This is a genomic window from Okeania sp. KiyG1 (assembly GCF_014132355.1).
Taxonomy (GTDB): domain Bacteria; phylum Cyanobacteriota; class Cyanobacteriia; order Cyanobacteriales; family Microcoleaceae; genus Okeania.
Window position 1 is genome coordinate 20254 of the sequence record NZ_BLZO01000154.1, and the last position, 22543, is coordinate 42796.

General features: G+C 34.9%; 21 protein-coding genes and 1 pseudogene. 11 read left to right on the forward strand and 11 right to left on the reverse strand.

Going from position 1 to position 22543, the window contains the following annotated elements:
• Positions 1-112 precede the first annotated feature (112 nt).
• Positions 113-1306: a class I SAM-dependent methyltransferase gene (locus SAGCYANO_RS35485; RefSeq protein WP_202224335.1), complete on the forward strand. Its 1194-nt coding sequence runs from the start codon at positions 113-115 to the stop codon at positions 1304-1306.
• A gap of 66 nt (positions 1307-1372) precedes the next feature.
• Here the strand turns inward: SAGCYANO_RS35485 and SAGCYANO_RS35490 are convergent, their stop codons facing one another.
• The 4 genes from SAGCYANO_RS35490 to SAGCYANO_RS35505 form a co-directional block, all read right to left on the reverse strand.
• A complete protein-coding gene (locus SAGCYANO_RS35490; RefSeq protein ID WP_202224336.1) occupies positions 1373-2911 on the reverse strand; it encodes a serine/threonine-protein kinase in 1539 nt (512 codons plus the stop codon).
• A gap of 373 nt (positions 2912-3284) precedes the next feature.
• On the reverse strand, positions 3285-3611 hold the full coding sequence (locus tag SAGCYANO_RS35495; protein ID WP_202224337.1) for a XisI protein: 327 nt from the start codon (positions 3609-3611) through the stop codon (positions 3285-3287).
• A 354-nt stretch (positions 3612-3965) separates the two neighbouring features.
• The gene (locus SAGCYANO_RS35500; RefSeq protein ID WP_202224338.1) at positions 3966-4526 is read right to left on the reverse strand and encodes a COP23 domain-containing protein; all 561 of its coding nucleotides are present in this window, start codon (positions 4524-4526) and stop codon (positions 3966-3968) included.
• Between the two features lie 330 nt (positions 4527-4856).
• Positions 4857-5993 carry a DNA cytosine methyltransferase gene (locus SAGCYANO_RS35505; protein ID WP_202224339.1) on the reverse strand — a complete coding sequence of 379 codons (1137 nt, stop codon included), beginning with the start codon at positions 5991-5993 and terminating at the stop codon, positions 4857-4859.
• A 728-nt stretch (positions 5994-6721) separates the two neighbouring features.
• Between SAGCYANO_RS35505 and SAGCYANO_RS35510 the strand changes: the two genes are divergently transcribed.
• The 4 genes from SAGCYANO_RS35510 to SAGCYANO_RS35525 all read left to right on the forward strand — a co-directional run bounded on the left by SAGCYANO_RS35510 (position 6722) and on the right by SAGCYANO_RS35525 (position 11619).
• Complete coding sequence (locus SAGCYANO_RS35510; RefSeq protein ID WP_202224340.1) at positions 6722-9646, forward strand: calcium-translocating P-type ATPase, PMCA-type; 2925 nt, start codon at positions 6722-6724, stop codon at positions 9644-9646.
• A 1174-nt stretch (positions 9647-10820) separates the two neighbouring features.
• Complete coding sequence (locus SAGCYANO_RS50960) at positions 10821-10901, forward strand: type II toxin-antitoxin system YoeB family toxin (RefSeq protein WP_375340051.1); 81 nt, start codon at positions 10821-10823, stop codon at positions 10899-10901.
• 44 nt (positions 10902-10945) lie between these two features.
• Positions 10946-11194 carry a plasmid stability protein gene (locus SAGCYANO_RS35520; protein ID WP_202224341.1) on the forward strand — a complete coding sequence of 83 codons (249 nt, stop codon included), beginning with the start codon at positions 10946-10948 and terminating at the stop codon, positions 11192-11194.
• 38 nt (positions 11195-11232) lie between these two features.
• Positions 11233-11619: a type II toxin-antitoxin system VapC family toxin gene (locus SAGCYANO_RS35525; protein WP_202224342.1), complete on the forward strand. Its 387-nt coding sequence runs from the start codon at positions 11233-11235 to the stop codon at positions 11617-11619.
• Positions 11620-11695: 76 nt separating this feature from the next.
• Here SAGCYANO_RS35525 and SAGCYANO_RS35530 read toward each other — a convergent pair whose 3' ends face one another.
• The 3 genes from SAGCYANO_RS35530 to SAGCYANO_RS35540 all read right to left on the reverse strand — a co-directional run bounded on the left by SAGCYANO_RS35530 (position 11696) and on the right by SAGCYANO_RS35540 (position 12949).
• Entirely contained in the window at positions 11696-11893 is a 198-nt protein-coding gene (locus tag SAGCYANO_RS35530; protein WP_202224343.1) for a hypothetical protein, read from the reverse strand.
• Between the two features lie 188 nt (positions 11894-12081).
• Positions 12082-12447 (reverse strand): hypothetical protein, encoded by a 366-nt coding sequence (locus SAGCYANO_RS35535; protein WP_202224344.1) that lies wholly within the window; start codon positions 12445-12447, stop codon positions 12082-12084.
• Between the two features lie 43 nt (positions 12448-12490).
• Positions 12491-12949 (reverse strand): DUF6232 family protein, encoded by a 459-nt coding sequence (locus SAGCYANO_RS35540; RefSeq protein WP_202224345.1) that lies wholly within the window; start codon positions 12947-12949, stop codon positions 12491-12493.
• A gap of 244 nt (positions 12950-13193) precedes the next feature.
• Here SAGCYANO_RS35540 and SAGCYANO_RS35545 point away from each other — a divergent pair, with 244 nt between their 5' ends.
• Positions 13194-13727, forward strand: a complete 534-nt coding sequence (locus tag SAGCYANO_RS35545; RefSeq protein ID WP_202224346.1) for a hypothetical protein — start codon at positions 13194-13196, stop codon at positions 13725-13727.
• Positions 13728-14050: 323 nt separating this feature from the next.
• Here SAGCYANO_RS35545 and SAGCYANO_RS35550 read toward each other — a convergent pair whose 3' ends face one another.
• Both SAGCYANO_RS35550 and SAGCYANO_RS35555 read right to left on the reverse strand, forming a co-directional pair.
• The gene (locus SAGCYANO_RS35550) at positions 14051-14212 is read right to left on the reverse strand and encodes a hypothetical protein (protein WP_202224373.1); all 162 of its coding nucleotides are present in this window, start codon (positions 14210-14212) and stop codon (positions 14051-14053) included.
• A 182-nt stretch (positions 14213-14394) separates the two neighbouring features.
• A pseudogene (locus SAGCYANO_RS35555) lies at positions 14395-14644 on the reverse strand (XisI protein).
• A gap of 448 nt (positions 14645-15092) precedes the next feature.
• Between SAGCYANO_RS35555 and SAGCYANO_RS35560 the strand changes: the two are divergent.
• The 4 genes from SAGCYANO_RS35560 (at position 15093) to SAGCYANO_RS35575 (ending at position 19819) form a co-directional block, all read left to right on the forward strand.
• Entirely contained in the window at positions 15093-16820 is a 1728-nt protein-coding gene (locus SAGCYANO_RS35560; protein WP_202224347.1) for an ABC transporter ATP-binding protein/permease, read from the forward strand.
• A 21-nt stretch (positions 16821-16841) separates the two neighbouring features.
• Positions 16842-16982, forward strand: a complete 141-nt coding sequence (locus SAGCYANO_RS35565) for a hypothetical protein (RefSeq protein ID WP_202224348.1) — start codon at positions 16842-16844, stop codon at positions 16980-16982.
• A gap of 1288 nt (positions 16983-18270) precedes the next feature.
• Positions 18271-19089: an alpha/beta fold hydrolase gene (locus SAGCYANO_RS35570; protein WP_202224349.1), complete on the forward strand. Its 819-nt coding sequence runs from the start codon at positions 18271-18273 to the stop codon at positions 19087-19089.
• 274 nt (positions 19090-19363) lie between these two features.
• The gene (locus SAGCYANO_RS35575) at positions 19364-19819 is read left to right on the forward strand and encodes a DUF29 domain-containing protein (RefSeq protein ID WP_202224350.1); all 456 of its coding nucleotides are present in this window, start codon (positions 19364-19366) and stop codon (positions 19817-19819) included.
• 187 nt (positions 19820-20006) lie between these two features.
• On the opposite strand, the gene SAGCYANO_RS35580 is transcribed toward SAGCYANO_RS35575, so the two are convergent.
• Positions 20007-20900 carry a DUF4437 domain-containing protein gene (locus SAGCYANO_RS35580; protein ID WP_237397007.1) on the reverse strand — a complete coding sequence of 298 codons (894 nt, stop codon included), beginning with the start codon at positions 20898-20900 and terminating at the stop codon, positions 20007-20009.
• 178 nt (positions 20901-21078) lie between these two features.
• Between SAGCYANO_RS35580 and SAGCYANO_RS35585 the strand changes: the two genes are divergently transcribed.
• Positions 21079-21870 (forward strand): SDR family NAD(P)-dependent oxidoreductase, encoded by a 792-nt coding sequence (locus SAGCYANO_RS35585; protein ID WP_202224351.1) that lies wholly within the window; start codon positions 21079-21081, stop codon positions 21868-21870.
• A 28-nt stretch (positions 21871-21898) separates the two neighbouring features.
• Here SAGCYANO_RS35585 and SAGCYANO_RS35590 read toward each other — a convergent pair whose 3' ends face one another.
• A complete protein-coding gene (locus SAGCYANO_RS35590; RefSeq protein ID WP_237397008.1) occupies positions 21899-22354 on the reverse strand; it encodes a DUF29 domain-containing protein in 456 nt (151 codons plus the stop codon).
• Between the last annotated feature and the right edge of the window lie 189 nt (positions 22355-22543).

Below are 22543 nucleotides of genomic sequence, written 5' to 3' on the forward strand. Positions count from 1 at the left end.
TTATATTACTAAGGTATACCAAGGGTATTTTATATTACTAAGGTACACCAAGGGTATTTTATATTACTAAGGTACATCAGTCGCGGGCAAGATGCCCGCACTACAAAAAATTATGAACCAATCAGAAATAACTATCAACAATAATAACGAAAATTTGTGCAAAATTATCTATCAAAGCATTTCTGAATCTCTAAAAAAACGGATTACTTTTGCCGAATATATGGATTTAGTTTTGTACCATCCCCAATATGGTTATTATGCAAGTCATCCTGTGAATATTGGTAAACAGGGAGATTTTTTAACATCTTCTCATTGGAGTGCAGATTTTGGAGAATTATTGGCAGAACAATTTGTGCAAATGTGGGATATTTTCCAAAGACCTCATAATTTTACTCTGGTAGAAATGGGTGCTGGTCAGGGAATTTTAGCAGAGCAAGTTTTAGGATATTTAAAACAAAAGTATTTAGATTTTTTCCAAACAATAGAATATCTGATTATCGAAAAGTCTGAAGTTTTAAAAGAGGAACAAAAACAAAGGTTACACTCATATAAAGTTAGGTGGTGTGACTGGGATGAAATTTCTCATAGTTCAATTATGGGGTGTTTATTTTCTAATGAATTAGTGGATGCTTTTCCAGTACATAAAATTATTATAGAAAATCGGGAATTTCGAGAAGTTTATGTAAGCTCTGACTCAGATGGAAAGTTTGTAGAAATAAGTGGTGAAACTTCTACTCCTAGAATTGCTGAATATTTTAATTTAGTGGGTATAGATTTACTTGCATTTCCAGACGTAGAAGGTTATCAAACTGAGGTGAATTTACAGGCTTTAGATTGGATAAACACTGTTTCGTCTAAGCTACAAAAGGGATATTTATTAACTATTGATTATGGTTATCAAGCACCACGTTATTATAATCCCACTCGCAGACAAGGAACTCTACAATGTTATTATCAACATCATCGAAATAATGACTTATATTGGAATATTGGGCGACAAGATATTACGGCTCATGTGGATTTTACTGCTTTGGAAAAACAGGGAATTTTGTCAGGATTGGAAAATCTAGGTTTTACTCAACAGGCTTTATTTTTAATGGCGTTAGGTTTAGGAGATAGATTAAATGAATTATCAAATAATCAAGGATTTTCTATTCAGGAAGTTTTGCGACGTAGGGAAGTATTACATTCATTAATAGATCCAATGGGGTTGGGAAATTTTGGAGTTTTAGTGCAGGGTAAAGGTTTGAGTGAGGAAGAAAAAAAACAGACTTTGAAAGGTTTTAGTATGCCACCGATGGGATAGGTTTACAAGCGATAGCTTTTGGGAATGTTCAACATTTATACTCGATCAAAGCTACAAATACTAATATTATCGTAATTCTTTGAGTCGATCTAGAGATTTTTGATACGACTTTTGATTTGCTTGTTTTTTGTATAAGTCAGCAGCTTTTTCAAAGTCTGAGATGGCTTTTTCAATATCCTTGTTAAGCTTGTGAGTCAAACCGCGTTCATAGTAGGCATCAGCATATTTTGGATTAAATTGAATGACTTGGTTATAGTCAGCGATCGCCTTTTCATATTTTCCCTGCTTATAGTAAACAAGACCCCGGTTCCTGTAAGCAAGAGGATATATGCGATTGAGTCGAATGGCTTGGTTATAATCAGCGATCGCCTTTTCATATTCTTTCTGATTATAGTAAGTCCAACCCCGGTTGTTGTAAAGAAGAGCAGATTTGGGATTGAGTCGAATGGCTTTGCTATAGTTAGCAATCGCCTGTTCATATTCTCTCTGTAGATCATAAACAATACCCCTTAGATTGTAAGCTTTAGTCAATTTGGGATTGAGTCGAATGGCTTGGTTCAAGTCAGCGATCGCCTGCTCATACTCTCCTCTATCATGATGCTCATCACCCTGATTATAGTAACTTTTAGCCTCTTGTCTATTGTTGTAAAAAATGATTGTTGCTGTGCTGATAGTTCCGACAATAATGGCAACTATTCCAATTTTTAACCACTGACTATTTCCTGAGTTTGTTAAAGTTACAGGAGAAACTTTTTGATTTGGGTCAAGAGATGGTTGGGTTCTGGGAATTTGCTGTTTAGTGTTAGGAGAATAAGAAGTTTTGATGTTTTTTATAGCAGTTAACATTTCTGTGGCAGTCTGATAGCGATCGCTCAAATTTTCTTCTATAGATTTATCTAAAATATCGGCAAATTCAGGGCTAATATTCGGTACATCTTGGCGCCAGGAAAGTTTACCATTGGATATTTTTCCTGTCAAAAGATAAATTGCTGTTGCTCCTAAACTATATATATCGCTAGCATGGGTAGGTTGACCTTTTTTTTGTTCAGGAGAAGTAAACCCTGGAGTTCCAATACCCAGGACAGTATAAGCTATGTTTGGGTTAACTGTAGTGTAAATTTCTTTGACTATACCGAAGTCTATTAATATAGGTAAATTTTCTCCATTGACCATAATATTACTGGGCTTAATATCCCGGTGAACTATTTGATTTTCTTTGAGAAATTCCAGGACTGGCAATAATTTTATTAGTATATCTTTGAGTTCTGTTTCTGTCAGTTTCCCTTCTTGTTGAAACTTTTGTTGGAGGTTACATCCTGCTATCCATTCTTGAACTAAATAAAGTTGATTATTTTCAGGAAAATAGCTGTATAAATCTGGAATTTGTGGATGGTTTCCTAATCTTTCTAAAATTTTTGCTTCTTGTTGAAATCTTTGTTCTAGTTCTTGTTGTAATTGCGGGTTGTAGGAAGTCTTGAGTTGCTTGATAAGACATAGACGATTAAATCTTCTAGAGTCTTCTCCCTGGAATGTTATGCTTAAATTAGTCTCATTCAGTTTTTTAATAATTTGGTATCGGTTGTCTAAAAGTTGGTTTGTGGTCATTGGTCTTTTGGATTGGTCAAAGGATAATTTGGTTGGGGAGCGATCGCTTGTTTTACAGGCAATAATAAAATTGTCAGAAATATACTCAAGATGGTTAATTATTTTGAATGAAAAATTTACTAATAGATTTCTCCAGAAAAGAGGGAGTAGGGAGTAGGGAGTAGGGAGTAGGGAGTAGGGAACCCACCCCTAACCCCTCCGGTGGAGGGGAATAATTGAGAATTTCTGTGGGATAATTGATTTTATTTTTTATTATTGGAGATGTCTAATATAAAAAGGATTTACGCAAAATATTAAATTATACGCTACTTGTAGGGGCAAACTGCCGTTTATCCCTACTAGATATAGCGGTTCTGCGTAAGTCCTGATAAATTTAGTTAACTGCATAATCTGTAAATTGTCTTTTGAAAGGAGAATGGAAACCAATCACTATATTTTCTTTGGAAACTCCTAATTCAACTAAACGTTCGGCTACAGATTGCTCTGTGTTATTCTGTTGAATATATACTTTGTCTTCAATAATATCTAGATGCAGAATAGCACCGTATACCCAATGATTTTTAGCCCAACCGACTTGTACTAAGAGGTAATGGTGATGCTCAGTATCGAAAATTGTCTCTACCCGAACATCACCAGACTTATGCAAAGAAGCTTGTTCTTTAATCAGAGTTTGGATAATTTGACTATAGTCTATTGCCATTTGATAATTTCCTCAATGTCTGAATTATAAACAATTAGTTGTAAGTTATTTATGGCGATATCAAAATACTCTAAATAAGTCAGGACTTACGCAAAGATAATATAACGTTTATTGTTAAAAAATAATTTATCTTAGTAGACTGAGACATTTTAAATGGTGCATTAGATTCAATTCAAAAGTCAAAAGTCAAAAGTCATGCATTAAGAATTTTCAAGTTAAAAGCTAATGCACAGTTTTAGCTGTGTCAGTCTACTTACAAATTTTGCTACTTTGTTGGGTTTCCCTCCGGGAAGCTCCGCTAACACTTCATTCTACCCAACCTACATTAGCTAGACAAAACTCAAACCAAACAAATTATTTAGTAGGTGGAGAATATCTCAACATTGCATCAATATTAATAGTCTTTATATCTCCATATTTTTCAAAAATACTAGCCGAATGTTTCAAAGGATCAACAGAATCTTTTAGATTTAATTCGCCTATTTGATTAACCATTCCTTGAGCATTATCACCAGGTATAAGAGTCATTAAAACATTAGAAATAGGACATTTGCCAGTATAGTTACTTAGACTACCAATAGCGCATAATACAGGTTGGTTATTTGCACGACTAGGAACAATTTTACTCAAATCTCCTGTCTGTTGAAACTTCTCAAAGTTATCAGAAACTTCACGACAACGTTTCTGGGGGTCATATCCAGCTTTGATGAAATACTCGCTTTCCCAAATAATTAGAGTTATTTTCCCCCTGATAGGATGGTCTGGGATAGTAGCAGCTTTACCATTATCAGTACCACAGTAGAAACTAGCAAAACGCCTAGTTTGTTGGGCCTGACTGTACTGAGTTAGACCAGAAATTACAGCTAAACTCAAGCAACCAATAGTCGCCCATTGTTTGACAAATTGAAAATTCATATATAGCCCTTCTATTACCAAAAAATATATATAGCGTTTCTCAAATTGGTGAGATACAGTTTTATATCCCCCCTAACCCCCCTTAGTAAGGGGGGAACTTAAAAAGGGAGGAGGTTTCAAAGTCCCCCTTTTTAAGGGGGATGCGCGGGGGATCGTAAATGTATCTCATCTTTATGATAAATGCTATATCAATTATATTCAATTTTTGCGTCTAGCTGCTAGATTGAATTGGCATAAATTGAGCTTGAAAAATAATGAATTTACCTACAAACTTTTCTTCTACAAAACTTACTTTAATAATTCCGAAAAAATTCGGAAAAATTATCAAAATTATTTACTTAACTGTATTGCTTGCTCATCTAATTCTAATTCTGCTAATTTTAATCTTTCTTTGATTGACATACCCTGCAAATGTTTACTAAGACTATATGAATCTATTTTCTGATAATCATCTTTAAATAATGGAATCAAAGATTCAACAATAGAAACTATTCCATCTGGAGGTACTGCATTACCAATTTGTCGCCTAATTTCAGTAAAAGAACCTTCAAAAACAAAACTATCTGGAAATGTCTGCAACCTTGCTCTTTCTCTATTTGTTAAAGACCTTGGTTCAGGATAATGATAACCCCATGTTCCTCCACCTCCACCAGCAATAATTGTTGCAGAAGGTTTGTCTGGATGAATGCGTCGATAAACATGACTAATCATTCCTTTTACATAGTAGGGACTATCTTTTGGAATATCTCTAAAATTACCTCCTGCTTTTATCCTTTTCAATATTTCAATTGTTCGAGGTTGAATTTTTTGATGTTCATTATTATCCGGAACTTTTTCTACATTTTTAAGTGCTTCGCCAGCAGTTTTATAAGGATATTTACGACCAAGACCATATTCTGGTTGAGGATGAATAAAATTAAAACCTGTATCCATTCTAATCCCTACTAAAATTACTCTTTCCCTAAATTGAGGTACTCCATAATCGGCAAATTTGTATAGTTTAGGTTTAACTAGATAACCTGGAGATATACTTTCAAAATCTGAGATTATCCGTTGAATTGCTTGATGTTTATTGGCACTTAATAAACCTTTGACATTTTCTGCTATAAATGCCTTTGGTTGTTTCTGTTTAACAAATTCTAAGAAGTAAGTATATAAATTGCCTCTTGTACCCTCTAAACCAGGACGCTTCCAAATCATTGAAAAATCTTGACAAGGAAACCCTCCGGTAATTAAATCTGCCTCTGGAACTGCATCAATATCTATGTTTTCAATTTGATTATGTTCGATAACATCAGCAATATTTTTCTTAAAAGTTTGACAGGCATAAAAATTAGAATCAATTGCCCAAATCACCTTAAATCCTGCGTAATGAAATGGTAAATCCATTCCTCCACAACCTGAAAATAAAGAGATAAGTTTTGGTGGTGTTTTCCAATTTGTTTTATTGAGGCGTTCAATCAACATTTTATCAAACAAAATAAGCAGTTTTTTGGGAAAATAAAATGGTAAGCATTTCCTGCGGAATGCTTCCCTACGGAATGCTTCCCTACGGGATGCTACGCAAACGCAAACAGCTATTAACTGTCAGCTATCAGCAACAATACTTTCTCGTATAGGACAGTGTTTAAATTAACAATTGACTTTAAGGGTAAGGGAGGCAACTTTTGTAGTAAGACAATTAAATATTGCTTTTATCCTAAACTAAAAGCAATAGCTTATAGCTGATGGCTGACCGCTGAATGCTTACAATAAAATATAGCATAATTTTACGATCAAATCAAATATTTTGATTGCAAAAACAGACAAAAAAACGAGTTGTTTTCCTAATTATCAGGACTTACGCAAATTCACCTTAAAAACGTCATATGTAGGGGCGAATGGCATTCGCCCTTACCGAAGAATTAATAATTAATAATTAATAATTAAATAATTATGGTTTAAAGCCTCCCCTTTTAAGGGGAAAAAAGAAATAATATTTCCTTATATTCAATTCCATAACGGTTTTAACCAGAGGTAATGATCAATTATCCATTAATGAATTGATTTAGCGTCCGTGCGTAAGTCCTAATTATAAACATTTCTAGACAAAATTACGCATTTAAGATATATTAATAAAGTTAAGACATAAAACAATAAAATACTAAAATTATAACGAGACTCACCAAAGTTAACTTTGGCAAGGAGATTAATTAATGAAAACCACTCAAGAACCACGGCAAAAACAAAGTCGCTATAGAGGACTCACACAGGCTGAAGTAGAGGCAAATAGGCAAAAATACGGGTCTAACTTATTAACGCCACCCAAGCGATCGCCTTGGTGGAAATTATGGTTAGAAAAGTTCGATGACCCAGTAATTAGAATTCTAATAATTGCTGCGGTTATTGCCATTACTGTTGGAATTTTTGAAGGTAATTATGTAGAAGGTTTAGGCATTATTGCTGCCATAATTCTCGCTACCTCTGTTGCTTTTTTAAATGAATATAAAGCTGGTAAAGAATTCGATATTCTCAATCAAGTAAATGATGAAATTCCTATCGCAGTAATTAGAGATAATAAAGTTACAACAGTTCCGAAAAAAGACTTAGTAGTAGGCGATATTGTACTGATAGAAACAGGAGACGAAATAGCAGCAGATGGTCAAGTATTAGAAGCAGTTTCTCTGGAAGTTAATGAAGCTAGTTTAACGGGAGAAGCAATACCTGTTCCCAAAATAGCAGATGTCAAATTATCCTCTAATGGTAATACTGGTTGCGCTTATCCACCAAACAAAGTATTGCGAGATACTGTAGTCAATGATGGTCATGGAGTCATCGAAATCACAGCGGTTGGGGATGAGACAGAAATTGGCAAAACTGCTAGATGCGTTCTAGATATTACAGATGTAGAAACACCTCTAAATCTACAACTCGAACGTCTTAGTAATCTCATTGGGATTCTCGGTTTAGTTGTAGCAGTGTTAATTGATATCGCTTTAGTAGCACGGGGTATCCTTACAGGAGAACTCGACCTCACCTCCGGACAGTGGTACATTATCAGTATCCTGACCGTTAGCTTAACTGTTGCTCTGACTAGAGTATGGTTGCCAATAATCGTAGATGGATTGGAATCAATAGGCAAAGAAATCGAATTACCAGAGTGGCTGGAAAATGATAGCGGGATAGCATGGGTAAAAAATATTTTGTTCGCTCTGGCAATATCTGGCATCGGTATCGGGGTAGGTTACTATTTAGAATTGGTTCCCACTTCTCCCACCGACTGGATATCAGCAGATGTTGCTGTTAAATTCCTCACCTACTTTATGATTGCAGTTGCAGTTATAGTTGTGGCAGTACCCGAAGGACTAGCATTGAGCGTTACTCTCAGTCTAGCTTACAGTATGCAGAAAATGACTCAACAAAATAATCTGGTCCGCAGGATGCATGCTTGTGAAACCATTGGTGCTACAACGGTCATTTGTTCTGATAAAACAGGTACTTTGACTGAAAACAAAATGCAGGTCAGTGATGTAAATTTTCCTAGCTTAGACGACAAGACTATCAATGCTGACAACGTTATAGTAGAAGCAATTTGTAGCAACAGTACAGCTAACCTGGAATACAAAAAAGGTGAAGAATCTATTCCTCTAGGAGACCATACAGAAGGAGCTTTGCTGTTGTGGTTGGAGGAAAATAATATTGACTACATTGATAAACGAGATGATTTTGATATTGTCAGTCAGTTAACTTTTTCAGCAGACAGAAAGTACATGGCAACTATGGGAAATTCCTCCATAACAGGGGAAAAAATACTCCATATTAAAGGTGCGCCAGAATTACTGCTCGCCAGTTGTCATCAAATTCTGACTGCGGAGGGTGTTAAACCTTTTGCAGATTCTACAAGAGTATCTATTGCAGCAGAGTTAAATCAGTATGAAACTATTGGTAGACGGACTTTGGGATTTGCCTACATTCGAGACCCTCAAGACTATCAACAAGGAAAAGAACTCGAACAATATCACGATTTGATTTGGTTGGGTTTTGTAGCGATCGCTGACCCAGTGCGAGAAGATGTACCAAATGCAGTTAAAATCTGTCAAAAAGCTGGTGTCAAAGTCAAGATGATTACTGGGGATAGTCGTCTGACTGCTGTTGAAATAGCTCGCGAAATCGGTATTATTAGTCAGGACGATCCTAATGATTATTGTATTACTGGTGGTAAACTACGTTCCTTGGATGATGAAGCAGTTTTGGAGGTGCTGAAAAAAGTTAAAGTGATTGCTAGAGCGCGTCCCCAGGATAAGCAACGTATTGTACAGTTATTACAAACTAGCGGGGAAGTTGTGGCAGTTACGGGTGATGGTACAAATGATGCACCTGCTTTGAATCAAGCGCAGGTAGGTTTATCGATGGGTAGCGGTACTTCTGTTGCGAAAGAAGCAAGCGATATCATTATTTTGAATGACTCTTTTGCCAGTATTGAAAATGCTGTGATGTGGGGGCGATCGCTTTACCAAAATATTCAGAAGTTTATCCTCTTCCAGTTAACAATAAATGTTGCTGCTTGTGGGATAGCTTTGTTGGGTCCGTTTATTGGGATTAATTTGCCGTTTACGGTAATTCAACTATTGTGGGTGAATTTAATTATGGATACTTTTGCTGCTTTAGCTTTAGCAACGGAACCACCCAATCAAAAAGTGATGGAAAATGCACCTAGAAATTCTCAAGATTTCATTATTTCCAAACCAATGATGGTGAGTATTTTTTCAGTAGCTACAGTATTCCTGGTATTTTTCGTTGCTTTCTTACTTTATATCCAGAAAGATAGAGTAGTAACTCCTTATGAATTATCTCTATTTTTCACCACATTTGTGATGTTGCAGTTTTGGAATATGTTTAACGCCAAATGTTTTGGTTTAAAAGAATCTGCATTTTCTAATATTAGTAAAAACGTCAGTTTTGTGGCAATAGCAGCATTTATTTTTGTAGGACAAATTTTGATGGTGCAATTTGGTGGAGCTGTATTTAGGACGGTTCCTTTATCTTTAAGAGATTGGTTAGTAATTGTTGGTGGTACTTCTATTGTATTGTGGATTGGAGAAATTTGGCGATTGATTCAGATGCGATTTAAGGTTTCTTAAAAAGTTGTAGTGGACTGACACGCCTAAAATGGTGCTAATGCATAAAATTAGATGTGTCGGTCCAGCAGGGTGGGTTATTTCAGTAGTAGGGGCGGGTTCCGCGTTAGGTTAATGGTGTCACCCACGACTAAGTAAACCCGCCCCCGCTTCAGTTATCAGTTATCAGTTAGCCTTCTAGGGAGGAGCTACAGTAACAGTAACTCTAGTAGAAACAAGAGGTTTGACATAAGGAATATTCTCTTTTCTCTTGGTTAATTGGATATGGTGAGGTTTCCTCGCCATCCCACCCTTGTTAATCTCTATACCTCACCTCATAACTTAGGAAAATGCTGTAATTATTATAACTAACAATAGGTAGAAATCATGTCAACAGTTTATCGTTTAAAAGCCAGTGAAATAGACCATCATTTTCTAGAATAAATTCAAGCTAAATTTGGAGAAAAAGAAATTGAAATAGTTGTTTCATAATTTGATGAGACAGATTATATTTTAAAGTCAGAAAGCAACAAAAATAGACTATTAAAAGCTATTAAAAATGTAAAAGAGCGTCAAAATTTAGTCGAAATTAATTTAGAAGATTTGCAATGAGCAGAAGAATTGTTTTTGAATCCTCTGCTTTTGCAGATTTTACTGAGTGGGCAAAATTAGACAACAAAATTTATAGTAAAATTGTCGAACTAATTAGGGTTTGCTGATTAAATATCAAATAATTACCAGATAAAGGTTTTAGCCTTTTGAGGTATTGAAAAAGTACATGGTTTTCAGCTCTTCATGCTCATGCATGGAGCGCATTTTTAGCGCATAGTTGGGCAAAAAAATTCTCCCCTACTCCCCTTTTCCCCTCCTGGGAGGGGTTAGGGGTGGGTCCCCTACTCCTTAAAAAAGACTTTTTCAGCAAACCCTAATTTAAAGATATAGAGCGATCGCCGTTTGAATAATTGGGTAAACCCAAACCTTTTAAATATGATATTAAGTGGTTTTTGGTCAAGATGTATTATACCAATTTGAAAAAAGAATGCTACAAAAAGGTAGACTTTGATCGGATCTGCTTAAAAATAGCTAGTCTAGTTCATTTTAGATAGTTATTTATATCGTTTTTCCATTTTTTAAAAAATTATCCCCTCTTCCTTTTTTCTTACTTCTACCATTTGTAACAAACATTTATTAAATTGGTATTAATCACAAACATCGTTTAGTTTATCAAGTTCGTGACAAAGAAATTATTATTGTAGATTGTAAGTATCATTATGTATAATTGTGATAATTAATGATTATTGAATGGAATAAAAAGCCAAAAAGATGAGCAGTATTAAAATTGAAAACTTTGATGATGACCTCATAGTTAGACTACAAAAGCGAGCAGAATCTAGTGGACGCTCTCTGGAAGCAGAAGCTAAAGAAATTCTCCGTGCAGTATTAACAGAAAACGAAACGTACCCTTTAAATATTGCTGCAAAAATTAAGCAACGTTTTTCTAATTTTGGAGATTTTGAAATCCCGACTATAGTCAGAGATACCCTACGAAAACCTCCCAATTTTGAGGATTAACATGATTATATCTTGATACAAATGTAATATCTTAACTGATGAAACCTAAAGGTTCGTCTGCAGTTCTTCAATGGGTTGCAGCACGACCAGTAATTAATCTTTTTACAACAACTATTACTCAAGCTGAAATTCTCTATGGGATTGCTTTATTACCTTCTGGAAAACGTCAAACCGAACTCACTCAAGCAGCTCAATTTATGTTTGCTGAAGATTTCGGTGGACGGATTTTACATTTTGATGAAATAGCAGCAGTTGCTTTTGCTAGAATTGCCACCGAAAGAAGACGAATGGGTAAGCTAATATCCCAAGCTGATGCTCAGATTGCCAGTATTTGTTACGCTCACCAAGCTACTCTTATCACTAGGAATATTTCTGATTTTGAAGACTGCGGTATTGCTATTATTAATCCTTGGGAGGTAGACTAAATTAATGGTACTTATATCTTTAAGCTTTAATTATAACTATTCAACCGGACATGATATTAATTTGCTCTGAGAGTTATTAATATTCTCGTAAGTTATCAAAAGTATTATCATCAAAAGTAATTCCTTCTTGTTCTATTTTTGCCCTAAATTTTTGATAGGCTGACCAAAAATCATTAACCTCTTTAATTTCTATTAAAATTTCTTGGTTATCTGGTAAATTTATTTCCTCTAATAACTCAATATTTTTTCCTTTTTTAATTCCTTTTACTAACATAAAGTTAACTTCTTAAATATACAGCAAATTCTAGTTGAATTATAGCACTTATTGCTGATAAATAAAAATAGATTTAGAGGCATGGTTTGGGGCAAAATTGTTTGTGTTGGGTTTATCCTGCAGATAATCTAGGCTAACCTGGCCTCAACCAAACCTACAAGAACTATTTCAACAATTTATTGAAGGATTCAATGCTTTTTCAATACTTCTTTTACACCTTCGATAAAGAATTGCGCAACGGGATGATCGATCGTCTTTTTTAAAGCTGCAAAACTTCCTGCTTTTACTCCTCGGATAATTCGCTCTTTTAACTGAGGGTTTTTATCAACTTCATCTACAGCTTTAGCACTCAAATCTGTATAACTATCGTTAGGATAATCTGCTGAAAGTTGATTTAGTAGGTCTTTAATATCTTTAGCTGCTTGTGCTAGGTCTTGAGAATTATTAATTTTGGTTATTTTTCTTTTATCAACTCCAGTCTGGAAATTTCCTGATTGGTTAATAATGTCTCCTTTAGCATGGTTATAATTAGTTTGTTTGTCTTGATTATTCATATTTTTTACTCTCCATATAATCTAAGTAAATAGTATGTTTTAACTACCCAACTTGAACCCCATTTTCAAAGGAACCGCTTTGATTTATTATGTCTCCATCAGAAACATTGAAGGTATAATTAGCAGGTTTATCCTGGTTATTCATAATTTCAGTGATTGTGTTAATAATTCTGTTGATGAGACTTTCATCCTTTGATGTTAGTAACTTTGTGCTTCCAGCGTTTGTTTCTATGGTGATGCCATATCTTTTAGCCTTAGTAAATCGCTCTATAATTCCCAATGCAGTAAGAATAATTATGCTCCATGTGAACAACGACACATCTGGATTATTCTTCATCCATTCAATTCCCAACAAACTGAGGACAACGCCAACAATGATGAATTTTAGCTTGAAAAAATACTTTGGTTTAATTCGATACTTTCCTACGCTAGTAATATTTCTGACTTGATAAACTTTATTGTCCAAAGTAATAGTATTATTAGTTATATTTAATTTACTCATTTTGATTCTCTAAGATTTGTAAGAAATGTCTTTTTGTCTAAATAAAATACATCCTAACTTTAGTTATCCTTTATTGTTCAGATTCACTAATTGCTCAAGATATTCTCATTTTAATCAAGCTATATTAATATCGACCACTCGAAAAAGGACGGATAAAGAAGGAGATTTTATTGAAAATTTTGGAAAAGACGGATAATGAAGGATAATAGCGGATAAATTATTCAAATAAATTAATTGTAAAAAAATGGACTGGCAAACAGTTTTAAATTCAATTGATAAGTTGGTCTTTCAGCAAACTGGCAAACATTTGGATAGTCTACAAATGGCAATTTTGAAGGGAGTTCTAAATGGTCAGAAATACACGGAAATTGCGCAAATGTACGGATGTACTAAGGGTCATGCAAAAGATGAAGGATACCAACTCTGGCAACTTTTATCAGAGGTTTTTGGGGAAAAGCTAAAGAAGTCAAATTTTTGCGCTACAGTCGAACGTTTAGGATTTGCAAATTCTCAACATCAGATTATTGGTAATCCCGTACAAATTGGTAATCTTAATCTTTGCAATAATCGCGAAACAACAGAATTAGAAAATAGGGATTTTGTTAATACTAAATCAGATGATGAAAAGACAACCTCTTGCCAACCCACCATTGAAAATGTCTTGTATACAAATAAATTAAATACTGTCTCTAAATTAATCAAACTCGGTTTAACAGCACAACAAATTGCCGAAGCAGTAGACTTACCATTAAAAGAAGTACAACAATTAATGGAATAAATTTATATCTTATTTAGAGATAACTGTAGATTTCGTTAGTATTATGATTGAGGAAAGTGTAGCGATCGCCTCCCATCACTACTTTCAGAAGTTGGTAATCAATACTGGGGAAGATTCAAGCTAGAATTAAACAAGTAACTCATTCCCACTTTTGGAGTTCCTCTTCAGGTAGCGGTTCAAAGAATGCGTCCCCCAGTTTTCCAGTGATATCAAATCCGGTAGCATCGGTGTAATTAGATTCATAGTGTGGGGAGGGTGGGGAGTGTGGGGAGTGTGGGGAGTGTGGGGAAATATTTGATAATGGTTGAAGATGGAAAATTTTTTTATACCGAATTAAACGGATTTGATATGAGGAGTCCAGGAGTCCGAGTTTGACGGTTTTCTGGGTTTAACCGTAAACGGAAGTCGTGAATCAACTCATAAATTTCTGATAGTTTCTCCTCTGGGATATTTTGCAGTTCTTGTATTATTTTCTCAATTAACATAATTCTCCAATTTTTATATAGACAGGACTTACGCAAAGGCACTATTTATAGAGTGTAAATTCTATTGAACAATAGTTTTAAGCGCTATATATAGCGTATCTGCGTAAGTCCTAATAGATTGACAACAACTCTAGTATAGTAAGTTAATTTAACAGGCGATCGCTCTTAGGTTAGCTTCATACCTACCCCACCCCCAATTTTGTAAACTTACGCATATAAGGCGACCTGTATCCTAGCACTATATCAGACTTAGAAACTCCAACTTCAATTAACTCATTAACTATCCCGACTTCTGTTCCATCTCGTTGAATCCAAATTTTCCCTGACCTAATCTCAACGAACACATCCAAAAACTCGTTTTTCTCCACACCATCCGACATGAAACATCAGATAGCGATCGCGCTTGAGGTCGAAAACTATTTGAGTTTCCACTTCCCGGTTATCAGGATCGGACTCAAAATGTTTTTCGACAATTGACTTAATTACTTTTCTATTCTATATTCCTCTATTTCCATATGACAATCTCCTCTCTAATTGGATTAAATACAAGCAAATTTAATTGTATCCGCATATTAGGATAGCGCTATAGATTTTGTCAGTATTATGGAAGCAAGTTTAGCGATCGCTCTGTTGCGACACACCTAATATCAAGTAACATTAATTAACCCCAATGTAGGGACGTTACATGCAACATCCTTACCAGGTTGGGTAAAGATTGTTTATTACAGTTATTTAATGAGACTTGATATAAAATTTTGCAATAGTAGGAAGGAAAGCTGAAAACTCAGACAACGCTAGATTCTTCCTTTTGCTATAAGAATAGCATTCTTTTCAAGAAAGGTTTAAAATTATTAAATGTCTTACCTTGTAAATAGACAAAATGAAAAATCTAAAACTTAATTTCAGTATTTTCCAAAGATTTTGGGCAATTGGTAAACTATATTGGTGGGAATCTCCAGAGAAATGGCGAGCAATTGGTTTATTTGTATTGCTGCTTTGTCTTCTCAGTTTAGATTCAACTATAGGAGTTAATCAACTCAAACAACAAGGAGAATTAATTTCTGCTTTAGTTGATACGGACTCTGAGAGATTCTGGAAATCTGCATTTTTCTATATTGGTGCTTCTGTTGTGTTAGCTGTTAATGTTGCTACTTGGCAGTATGTGGAAGATAAAATTCGTCTGTATTCCCGAGGGTGGTTAACTAAATTTTATTTAGATAAGTATTTCCAAAATGATTGTTTCTATAAAATCAATACCCTCTATCGAGAAATTGATAACCCCGATCAGCGAATTGCAGAAGATATTGCATCATTTTGTCATCGTTCTGTAACTCTATTTAGGCAGTTTACCTTAGCAATTTTTAATTTGTTTGCATTTGGAATTCTACTTTGGGAAAAATCAAAATTATTGGTTCTGATTTTAGTCATATATTCTGTAGGAGGTATGCTAATTACAACTATAGGTTTTGGTAAAATTTTGATTCCAATTAAAAAAGAACAACTGAAACGAGAGGCAAATTTTCGATTTGGTTTAGTGAGAATTCGAGAGAATGCTGAGTCAATTGCTTTTTATAATGGAGGTAATAGAGAATTTAGTTACATTAAGCAGATATTTGCTCCTGCTTTAAGTATTTATAATAAAGTAATTACTTGGGAGAGAAACTTAGATATTTTTCAAAACATATATAATTATATTACCTGGATGTTACCTGCTTTAGTTATTGGTCCGAGAATTTTGGCAGGGGAACCAGGGTTGGAAGTGGGAGCAATACAAGAAGCTAATGGAGCTTTTGGAAGGGTCTTTAGGTCCTTGAATATCATTGTTAGGATGTTTGAATTTCTCACCAGTTTTATTGCAGGGATTGAGCGTTTAGAGAGTTTTGTTAAAGTTCTAGAAGAACCAAATGCATCACCAGTGGAGGGTGGTCAAACAATTGAGACTGTTGAAGAGTCACGTTTAAGCTTACAGCATCTTACTTTGCAAACTCCTAACTATCAAAGAACTTTAGTTAAAAATGTATCTATAGAATTAAAACCGGGAGAAGGACTTTTAATTGTGGGGGTGAGTGGTAGTGGAAAGAGTTCTATTTTACGAGCGATCGCTGGTTTATGGAATTCTGGCACTGGGACAATTTACCGACCTAAACTAGAAGAGATTCTTTTTTTACCACAACATCCTTATATGATTTTAGGTTCCTTACGAGATCAAGTGTTATATCCACGCACTGACTTAAATATCTCTGATGAAATAATTTATCGAGTGCTTAACCAAGTTAATTTGCCAAAATTAGCAGAAATATTTGGTGGTTTAGATACTGTTGAAGATTGGGACCGGGTGTTGTCAATGGGAGAACAACAGCGGGTAGCTTTTGCTCGTTTGTTGCTGACTCAACCCCGTTATGCAATTTTAGACGAAGCAACGAGCGCTCTGGATGTGCAAAACGAACAAAGTCTTTACCAACATTTGCAAAGTTTATCGACTACTTATGTTAGTGTCGGACATCGACCAACTTTGTTACAATATCACCACCAAGTTTTGGAAGTTATGGGTGATGAAACTTGGCGAGTGATTTCTGCGCAAGATTATCAGTTTATGTCAATTAATTAGATTTCTCTAGGAGATGGGGTGATGGGGAGATGGGGTGATGGGGTGATGGGGAGGAACCCACCCCTAACCCCTCCCAGGAGGGGAATGTGGGGAGACCGAAAAAGATTTGGCAATGGCGCATCGGTTGGAACATTTTTTTATACTGAACCCGAGCAGATTTGATATAATTGATAATTTATTGATAATAATTGATTTTATGTAAGGATTTTTGGAGATGTCTATTAATATTTATAGCAGTCGAAGGAAAGGTTAGGACAGCTCAAAAGCTTAAAGTTCAGACAACGTAATATTTTTCCTTCTTCCTTCTTCCTTCTTCCCTCTAATATTTATAGTAGTCGAAGGAAAGGTTAGGACAGCTCAAAAGCTTAAAGTTCAGACAACGTAATATTTTTCCTTCTTCCCTCTTCCCTCTTCCCTCTTCCTTCTTCCCTCTTCCTTCTTCCTTCTTCCTTCTTCCTTCTTCCTTCTAATATTTATAGCAGTCGAAGGAAAGGTTAGGACAGCTCAAAAGCTTAAAGTTCAGACAACGTAATATTTTTCCTTCTTCCCTCTTCCTTCTTCCTTCTTCCTTCTTCCTTCTTCCTTCTAATATTTATAGTAGTCGAAGGAAAGGTTAGGACAGCTCAAAAGCTTAAAGTTCAGACAACGTAATATTTTTCCTTCTTCCCTCTTCCCTCTTCCCTCTTCCTTCTTCCCTCTTCCTTCTTCCTTCTTCCTTCTTCCTTCTTCCTTCTAATATTTATAGCAGTCGAAGGAAAGGTTAGGACAGCTCAAAAGCTTAAAGTTCAGACAACGTAATATTTTTCCTTCTTCCCTCTTCCCTCTTCCCTCTTCCTTCTTCCCTCTTCCTTCTTCCTTCTTCCTTCTTCCTTCTTCCTTCTTCCTTCTAATATTTATAGTAGTCGAAGGAAAGGTTAGGACAGCTCAAAAGCTTAAAGTTCAGACAACGTAATATTTTTCCTTCTTCCCTCTTCCCTCTTCCTTCTTCCTTCTTTCTTCTTCCTTCTTCCTTCTAATATTTATAGTAGTCGAAGGAAAGGTTAGGACAGCTCAAAAGCTTAAAGTTCAGACAACGTAATATTCTTCCCTCTTCCCTCTTCCCTCTTCCTTCTTCCTTCTTCCTTCTTCCTTCTAATATTTATAGTAGTCGAAGGAAAGGTTAGGACAGCTCAAAAGCTTAAAGTTCAGACAACGTAATATTTTTCCCTCTTCCCTCTTCCTTCTTCCTTCTAATATTTATAGTAGTCGAAGGAAAGGTTAGGACAGCTCAAAAGCTTAAAGTTTAGACAACGTAATATTTTTCCTTCTTCCTTCTTCCTTCTTCCTTCTTCCTTCTTCCTTCTTACTTCTTCCTTCTTTCTTCTGCTATACCGAAAAACATGAAAAATAATGCTAAAGGTAGTCTAATATAAAATACAGAAATTGATTTCATATACATAACTCAAGGAAAATGAAAAAAACAATAAAAAAAGCCTTTTTAGATACAGAAGACGGACAAATTTTTTACCGCATTGGAGGAGAAGGAGAACCTCTAATTTTGCTTCCCATGACTCCTCGAAGTAGCGACGAATTTAAAGAATTAATGGCAATTTTAGCCCCTAAATATTGTGTTATTGCTATGGACTTAATGGGGTTGGGAGATTCCGATAAACCTCCTAGAGAATATTCTATTTCAGACTATGCTAAAACTGTCATTTTATTGTTAGATGAATTAGGGATTAAAAAATGTAGTATTTTGGGCAATTTAACAGGGGGTTATATTGCTGGAGAAGTAGCCGTATCTTATAGCGATCGCTTGAATAAATTAATCCTTTGTAATACTCATGGTTTTGACGCAGAAGAAGCGGAAAAAATTACTCAAAGATATAGTCAAGGATTTACCATAAAAGAAGACGGTTCTCATCTGATGGAAAGATGGTTGGCGAGGATTAATTATGTGGGAAAAGGAGAATTAAATCATCGTTGTGTTATTGATGATTTAAAAGCTTTTGGAGGAAGTATCTATCCTGGGGTTGCCCTGGGTAAATATTGTCTTTCTGCTCCAGAAAGGTTTAAACTTATTAAATGTCCTACCTTAGTTTGTAATGGTACTAAAGCTTTAGAACCTTTAGACAAATATGGCTTTGTAAAGGCAGAAAATCAAGGTTGGTTATCTGAAGCAATTTCCCATAGTAAAATGGTTGAAATTGAAGGAGGAAACCTGTGGATGATTAATCAAATAGCTGAAGAAATATCGACAGTTGTTGTTGATTTTTTAGATAATAATTGAAGTAGCACTCAGCAGTCAGTTATCAGCTTTTCAAGGTGTATAATGAGAAGTTAAAACATCAATTAACACGCACTAAATGTTTATTCAAATATAGTGGATAAATGTTCCCTTGAATTTTTAGCTGACAGCTAGTGCCGCTACGCGGAAGTCAAAAGTCAAAAGTCAAAAGTCAAAAATATTGATTAGTAAGGCTTTTAGGATTTTGTAACTGGTTAGTTATTTCTGCCATCCTGCACTAATCAAAGGAAAAATCCATCTATTAGGAATTTAACTTATGAGTTATATTGACAAGACGACACAAAACCATGAGATAGCCAAAATGACGAATCTCTATGAAACCGACTTTGTGGAGTGGACTATTAAACAAGCTCAAGCATTAAACGATCGCGATCTAAAAGCTCTTGATTGGAATAATTTCAAAGAGGAAATAGAAGATTTGGGAAAAGAACAAATTCATGATGTCAGTAGTTTTATTAAAAGATTAATTGAATACAAGCTTAAACTAGAATATTCCTCTCATATTTATCCTCGAAAACACTGGCAAACTGAAATTAACAACTTTCAAGATGAAATTGAGAGAAGACTAACTAAAGCTCTGTTAAATAAGATAGATATAGATAAAGAGTACGAAAGAGCTAAAAGATTAGTATTAAGTGAATATAAGTTAGACCTTCCTGATAAGTGTCCTTATAGTTTTGAAGATTTAATGGAAAGATTACCAGGAAATTAACAATAATTATCATCTTACTTGTCGAAGTTTTTCTAGTTTTAAGACTCGCTAAAATTGCAGTTAAAGTGAGAATTATAACTTGACTACTTCCTCCTTTTGTTCGATAAGAAAACTAAGCAACAAAGAGATAATTTAGCTAAAAATTTTCTCGACAATTAGAGTATTAGAGAATGCCTTGTTTATCACATTATAAACGATCTACATAGGATAAAACAGTTCCAGATTTTGAGATATCCCTATCAATTCGGATAAAGAATAAACCTCCATCATCAGTAATATGACGTAAAGAAGTTGAAAAGCTAGGAACATAAGCAAACCAATGTTTAACCAATCGATCATTCCCTATATCACAATAGCCACTCAAACAATACCCTTCTTCGTTATAACATTGAATCATAGAATACTTTCCATCATAATGAGGTAAAATAGCAAGTAACCAAACACCTCCACCATTATTGCTTTTTCTCAAAAATTTCTTTTTAGCGACTTCAAACTGGATAGTTTGTGTTGTTCCCCAAGGTAAAAGTTTGCTATCTAATGCCGGAATAAATTCATTCATTCTAGCATCAGGTTTATCTGTTTCTGAGGCTTCATATTTAAAGGGAACTGTTCCATTTTCCATCCACAGAATTTCTACAGGTTCATCTCCTAAAACCTTCCAATTACCAACTCTAACCCCAGCAGGAATAAAAGAGTAACCATGTTTATCTAATTGCCATTCTCCTATTTGAATTACTCCACTCAGAATAAAAATCTCTAGATCGGCTGTAAATATTCCTGCGGGAGCTGTAAATTGAGGGGGTAAACTCACCCTTGATGTAGATGCACCACAATTATGCCAAGATAATAATCTTCTTGCTGCAAAAGGGACAGTATCTGGCATTCCCTCGATACGCCAATCTAAAAGTTCTGGTACAGTATTAGAGTCAAAATACTGGTATTGACGAGGGATAAAGTCTGAAGAAATTGCTGTACTTCTTCCAGATAAATTCATCCTTCCTCTGCCATCTCCCCCCCAGTCTTCTTTAATTGATGCTACTTCAAATTCACTATTGATATTTTCTTGGTTTTCGCCCATCATACTTTAGTCCCTTGTTGAAATTGGTATTTTTTAAGTAAACTATAATCTAATCTATAATTGTGTGAAATTGCAAGAAATATTGCTGAAGTCAACGGCGGTTGACCATACAAGTTTACATAATTTAATAAACTAATCTAACTATTAATCTCTGAACTTAAAAATTAACTATATTAAACCTATGAAAGTTGCTTTAATAACTGGTGGAACTCGTGGAATAGGGTTGGCTATTTCTCGTAAATTAGCTGAAGATGGTTTTAATCTCATCCTGGGATATCATTCTAACCATGATGCTGCTTTTGCAGTAAAAAAAGAGTTAGAAAAATCAAATATTAGGGTTATTACTGTAGCAGGAGACATCAAAAAATCTGAAACTGTTGATGCTTTATTTCAGGTAGTCGAAGAAAACTTCAATAGTCAACTCATAGCTTTTGTTCATGTCGCTGGTTATGCTATTACCGCAACACTCCCAGGAAATTTTACTTTTGAACAGTATGAAGCAGCTCAAGAAATTTATCCTAAAGCATTTATTCGCTGTATTGAAAAAGCTCTAACTTATATGGTTGATGGTCAAGGTAGAGTCGTTGTCATTTCTGCAACAGGTGTTCATAACCCAGGAAAAGTTTATGGAATGGCCGCACCAGCTAAAGCAGCAATGGAAACTTTAGCCAAACATTATGCGATCGCTGTTGCTCCACGGAGAATTACTGTTAATATTATTACTCCTGGTTATATCAAAACTCAAGCATGGGATGGCTATCTCGATAAAGTACCTTATATTGATAAAATCCCTCCCCAAGTAACTCCTATGGGAAGATGGGGAGAACCGGAAGATATTGCTCCTTTAGTGGCCTTTCTTTGTTCTCCAGAAAGTCAATTTATTACTGGTCAACATATTTATGTTGATGGGGGGTTAGAATTATCTTTATTTTGGAATATTCATCGGTTTAGTGAAACTTTAAAAGCAGAATAATTTATCGTTGTGATGTGAACCGCAATAATCAATTTTCTGGCAATCTTTTCATCAAATCTGCAAAAGTATAAGGAGAAAGTTCGGGTAAACTAATATCATATACTTTTAAAACTTTACGTTTTGCTCGCTCATATTCAGGTTGAATATTGATTTTATTTAATAGGGTATTAGTAAGTCTTCTCTCAATTTCATCTTGGAAATCATCAACTTCATCAATCCAATTTCTGCGCGATAGGATATCATTAGTGTAGTCTAGCTTTAACCTGTAAATTATGATTTGTTTTAAAAAGCTATGAACTGCATTAATTTGCTCTTTTCCTAAATTATCTATCTCCTCCTTTAAATTCTCCCAATCAAGTGCTTTTTGATTACGTTTGCTCAAAACTTTTGCTTGTTCTTCTGTCCATTGAACAAAATCTGTTTCATATAGATTAGTCATTCTAGTTTTTGTATTGGTTTGTCTAGTCACGTCAATAGAATTCATCGGTAAAACTCCTAGTTAGATTTTTAATTTTATGACTCTTAAGGAACTACAATAATTTTTCCCATAAAACGACGCTGCTCCATTTTCGTCAATGCTTGCGAACTGCTTGCATTTTTGGTGTATTATTTAAACTATTTGATTGTCCTGTTCGCTAACGTGTGAAGATATATATTTTTTAATTTCTGACAA

What these genes read in the sequence shown, in the direction of transcription:
- SAGCYANO_RS35485 (WP_202224335.1), top strand. Translation starts at nt 113, where the DNA reads ATGAACCAATCAGAAATAACTATCAACAATAATAACGAAAATTTGTGC.
- SAGCYANO_RS35490 (WP_202224336.1), bottom strand. Translation starts at nt 2,911, where the DNA reads ATGACCACAAACCAACTTTTAGACAACCGATACCAAATTATTAAAAAA.
- SAGCYANO_RS35495 (WP_202224337.1), bottom strand. Translation starts at nt 3,611, where the DNA reads ATGGCAATAGACTATAGTCAAATTATCCAAACTCTGATTAAAGAACAA.
- SAGCYANO_RS35500 (WP_202224338.1), bottom strand. Translation starts at nt 4,526, where the DNA reads ATGAATTTTCAATTTGTCAAACAATGGGCGACTATTGGTTGCTTGAGT.
- SAGCYANO_RS35505 (WP_202224339.1), bottom strand. Translation starts at nt 5,993, where the DNA reads ATGTTGATTGAACGCCTCAATAAAACAAATTGGAAAACACCACCAAAA.
- SAGCYANO_RS35510 (WP_202224340.1), top strand. Translation starts at nt 6,722, where the DNA reads ATGAAAACCACTCAAGAACCACGGCAAAAACAAAGTCGCTATAGAGGA.
- SAGCYANO_RS35520 (WP_202224341.1), top strand. Translation starts at nt 10,946, where the DNA reads ATGAGCAGTATTAAAATTGAAAACTTTGATGATGACCTCATAGTTAGA.
- SAGCYANO_RS35525 (WP_202224342.1), top strand. Translation starts at nt 11,233, where the DNA reads ATGAAACCTAAAGGTTCGTCTGCAGTTCTTCAATGGGTTGCAGCACGA.
- SAGCYANO_RS35530 (WP_202224343.1), bottom strand. Translation starts at nt 11,893, where the DNA reads ATGTTAGTAAAAGGAATTAAAAAAGGAAAAAATATTGAGTTATTAGAG.
- SAGCYANO_RS35535 (WP_202224344.1), bottom strand. Translation starts at nt 12,447, where the DNA reads ATGAATAATCAAGACAAACAAACTAATTATAACCATGCTAAAGGAGAC.
- SAGCYANO_RS35540 (WP_202224345.1), bottom strand. Translation starts at nt 12,949, where the DNA reads ATGAGTAAATTAAATATAACTAATAATACTATTACTTTGGACAATAAA.
- SAGCYANO_RS35545 (WP_202224346.1), top strand. Translation starts at nt 13,194, where the DNA reads ATGGACTGGCAAACAGTTTTAAATTCAATTGATAAGTTGGTCTTTCAG.
- SAGCYANO_RS35550 (WP_202224373.1), bottom strand. Translation starts at nt 14,212, where the DNA reads ATGTTAATTGAGAAAATAATACAAGAACTGCAAAATATCCCAGAGGAG.
- SAGCYANO_RS35560 (WP_202224347.1), top strand. Translation starts at nt 15,093, where the DNA reads ATGAAAAATCTAAAACTTAATTTCAGTATTTTCCAAAGATTTTGGGCA.
- SAGCYANO_RS35565 (WP_202224348.1), top strand. Translation starts at nt 16,842, where the DNA reads ATGGGGAGATGGGGTGATGGGGTGATGGGGAGGAACCCACCCCTAACC.
- SAGCYANO_RS35570 (WP_202224349.1), top strand. Translation starts at nt 18,271, where the DNA reads ATGAAAAAAACAATAAAAAAAGCCTTTTTAGATACAGAAGACGGACAA.
- SAGCYANO_RS35575 (WP_202224350.1), top strand. Translation starts at nt 19,364, where the DNA reads ATGAGTTATATTGACAAGACGACACAAAACCATGAGATAGCCAAAATG.
- SAGCYANO_RS35580 (WP_237397007.1), bottom strand. Translation starts at nt 20,900, where the DNA reads ATGATGGGCGAAAACCAAGAAAATATCAATAGTGAATTTGAAGTAGCA.
- SAGCYANO_RS35585 (WP_202224351.1), top strand. Translation starts at nt 21,079, where the DNA reads ATGAAAGTTGCTTTAATAACTGGTGGAACTCGTGGAATAGGGTTGGCT.
- SAGCYANO_RS35590 (WP_237397008.1), bottom strand. Translation starts at nt 22,354, where the DNA reads ATGAATTCTATTGACGTGACTAGACAAACCAATACAAAAACTAGAATG.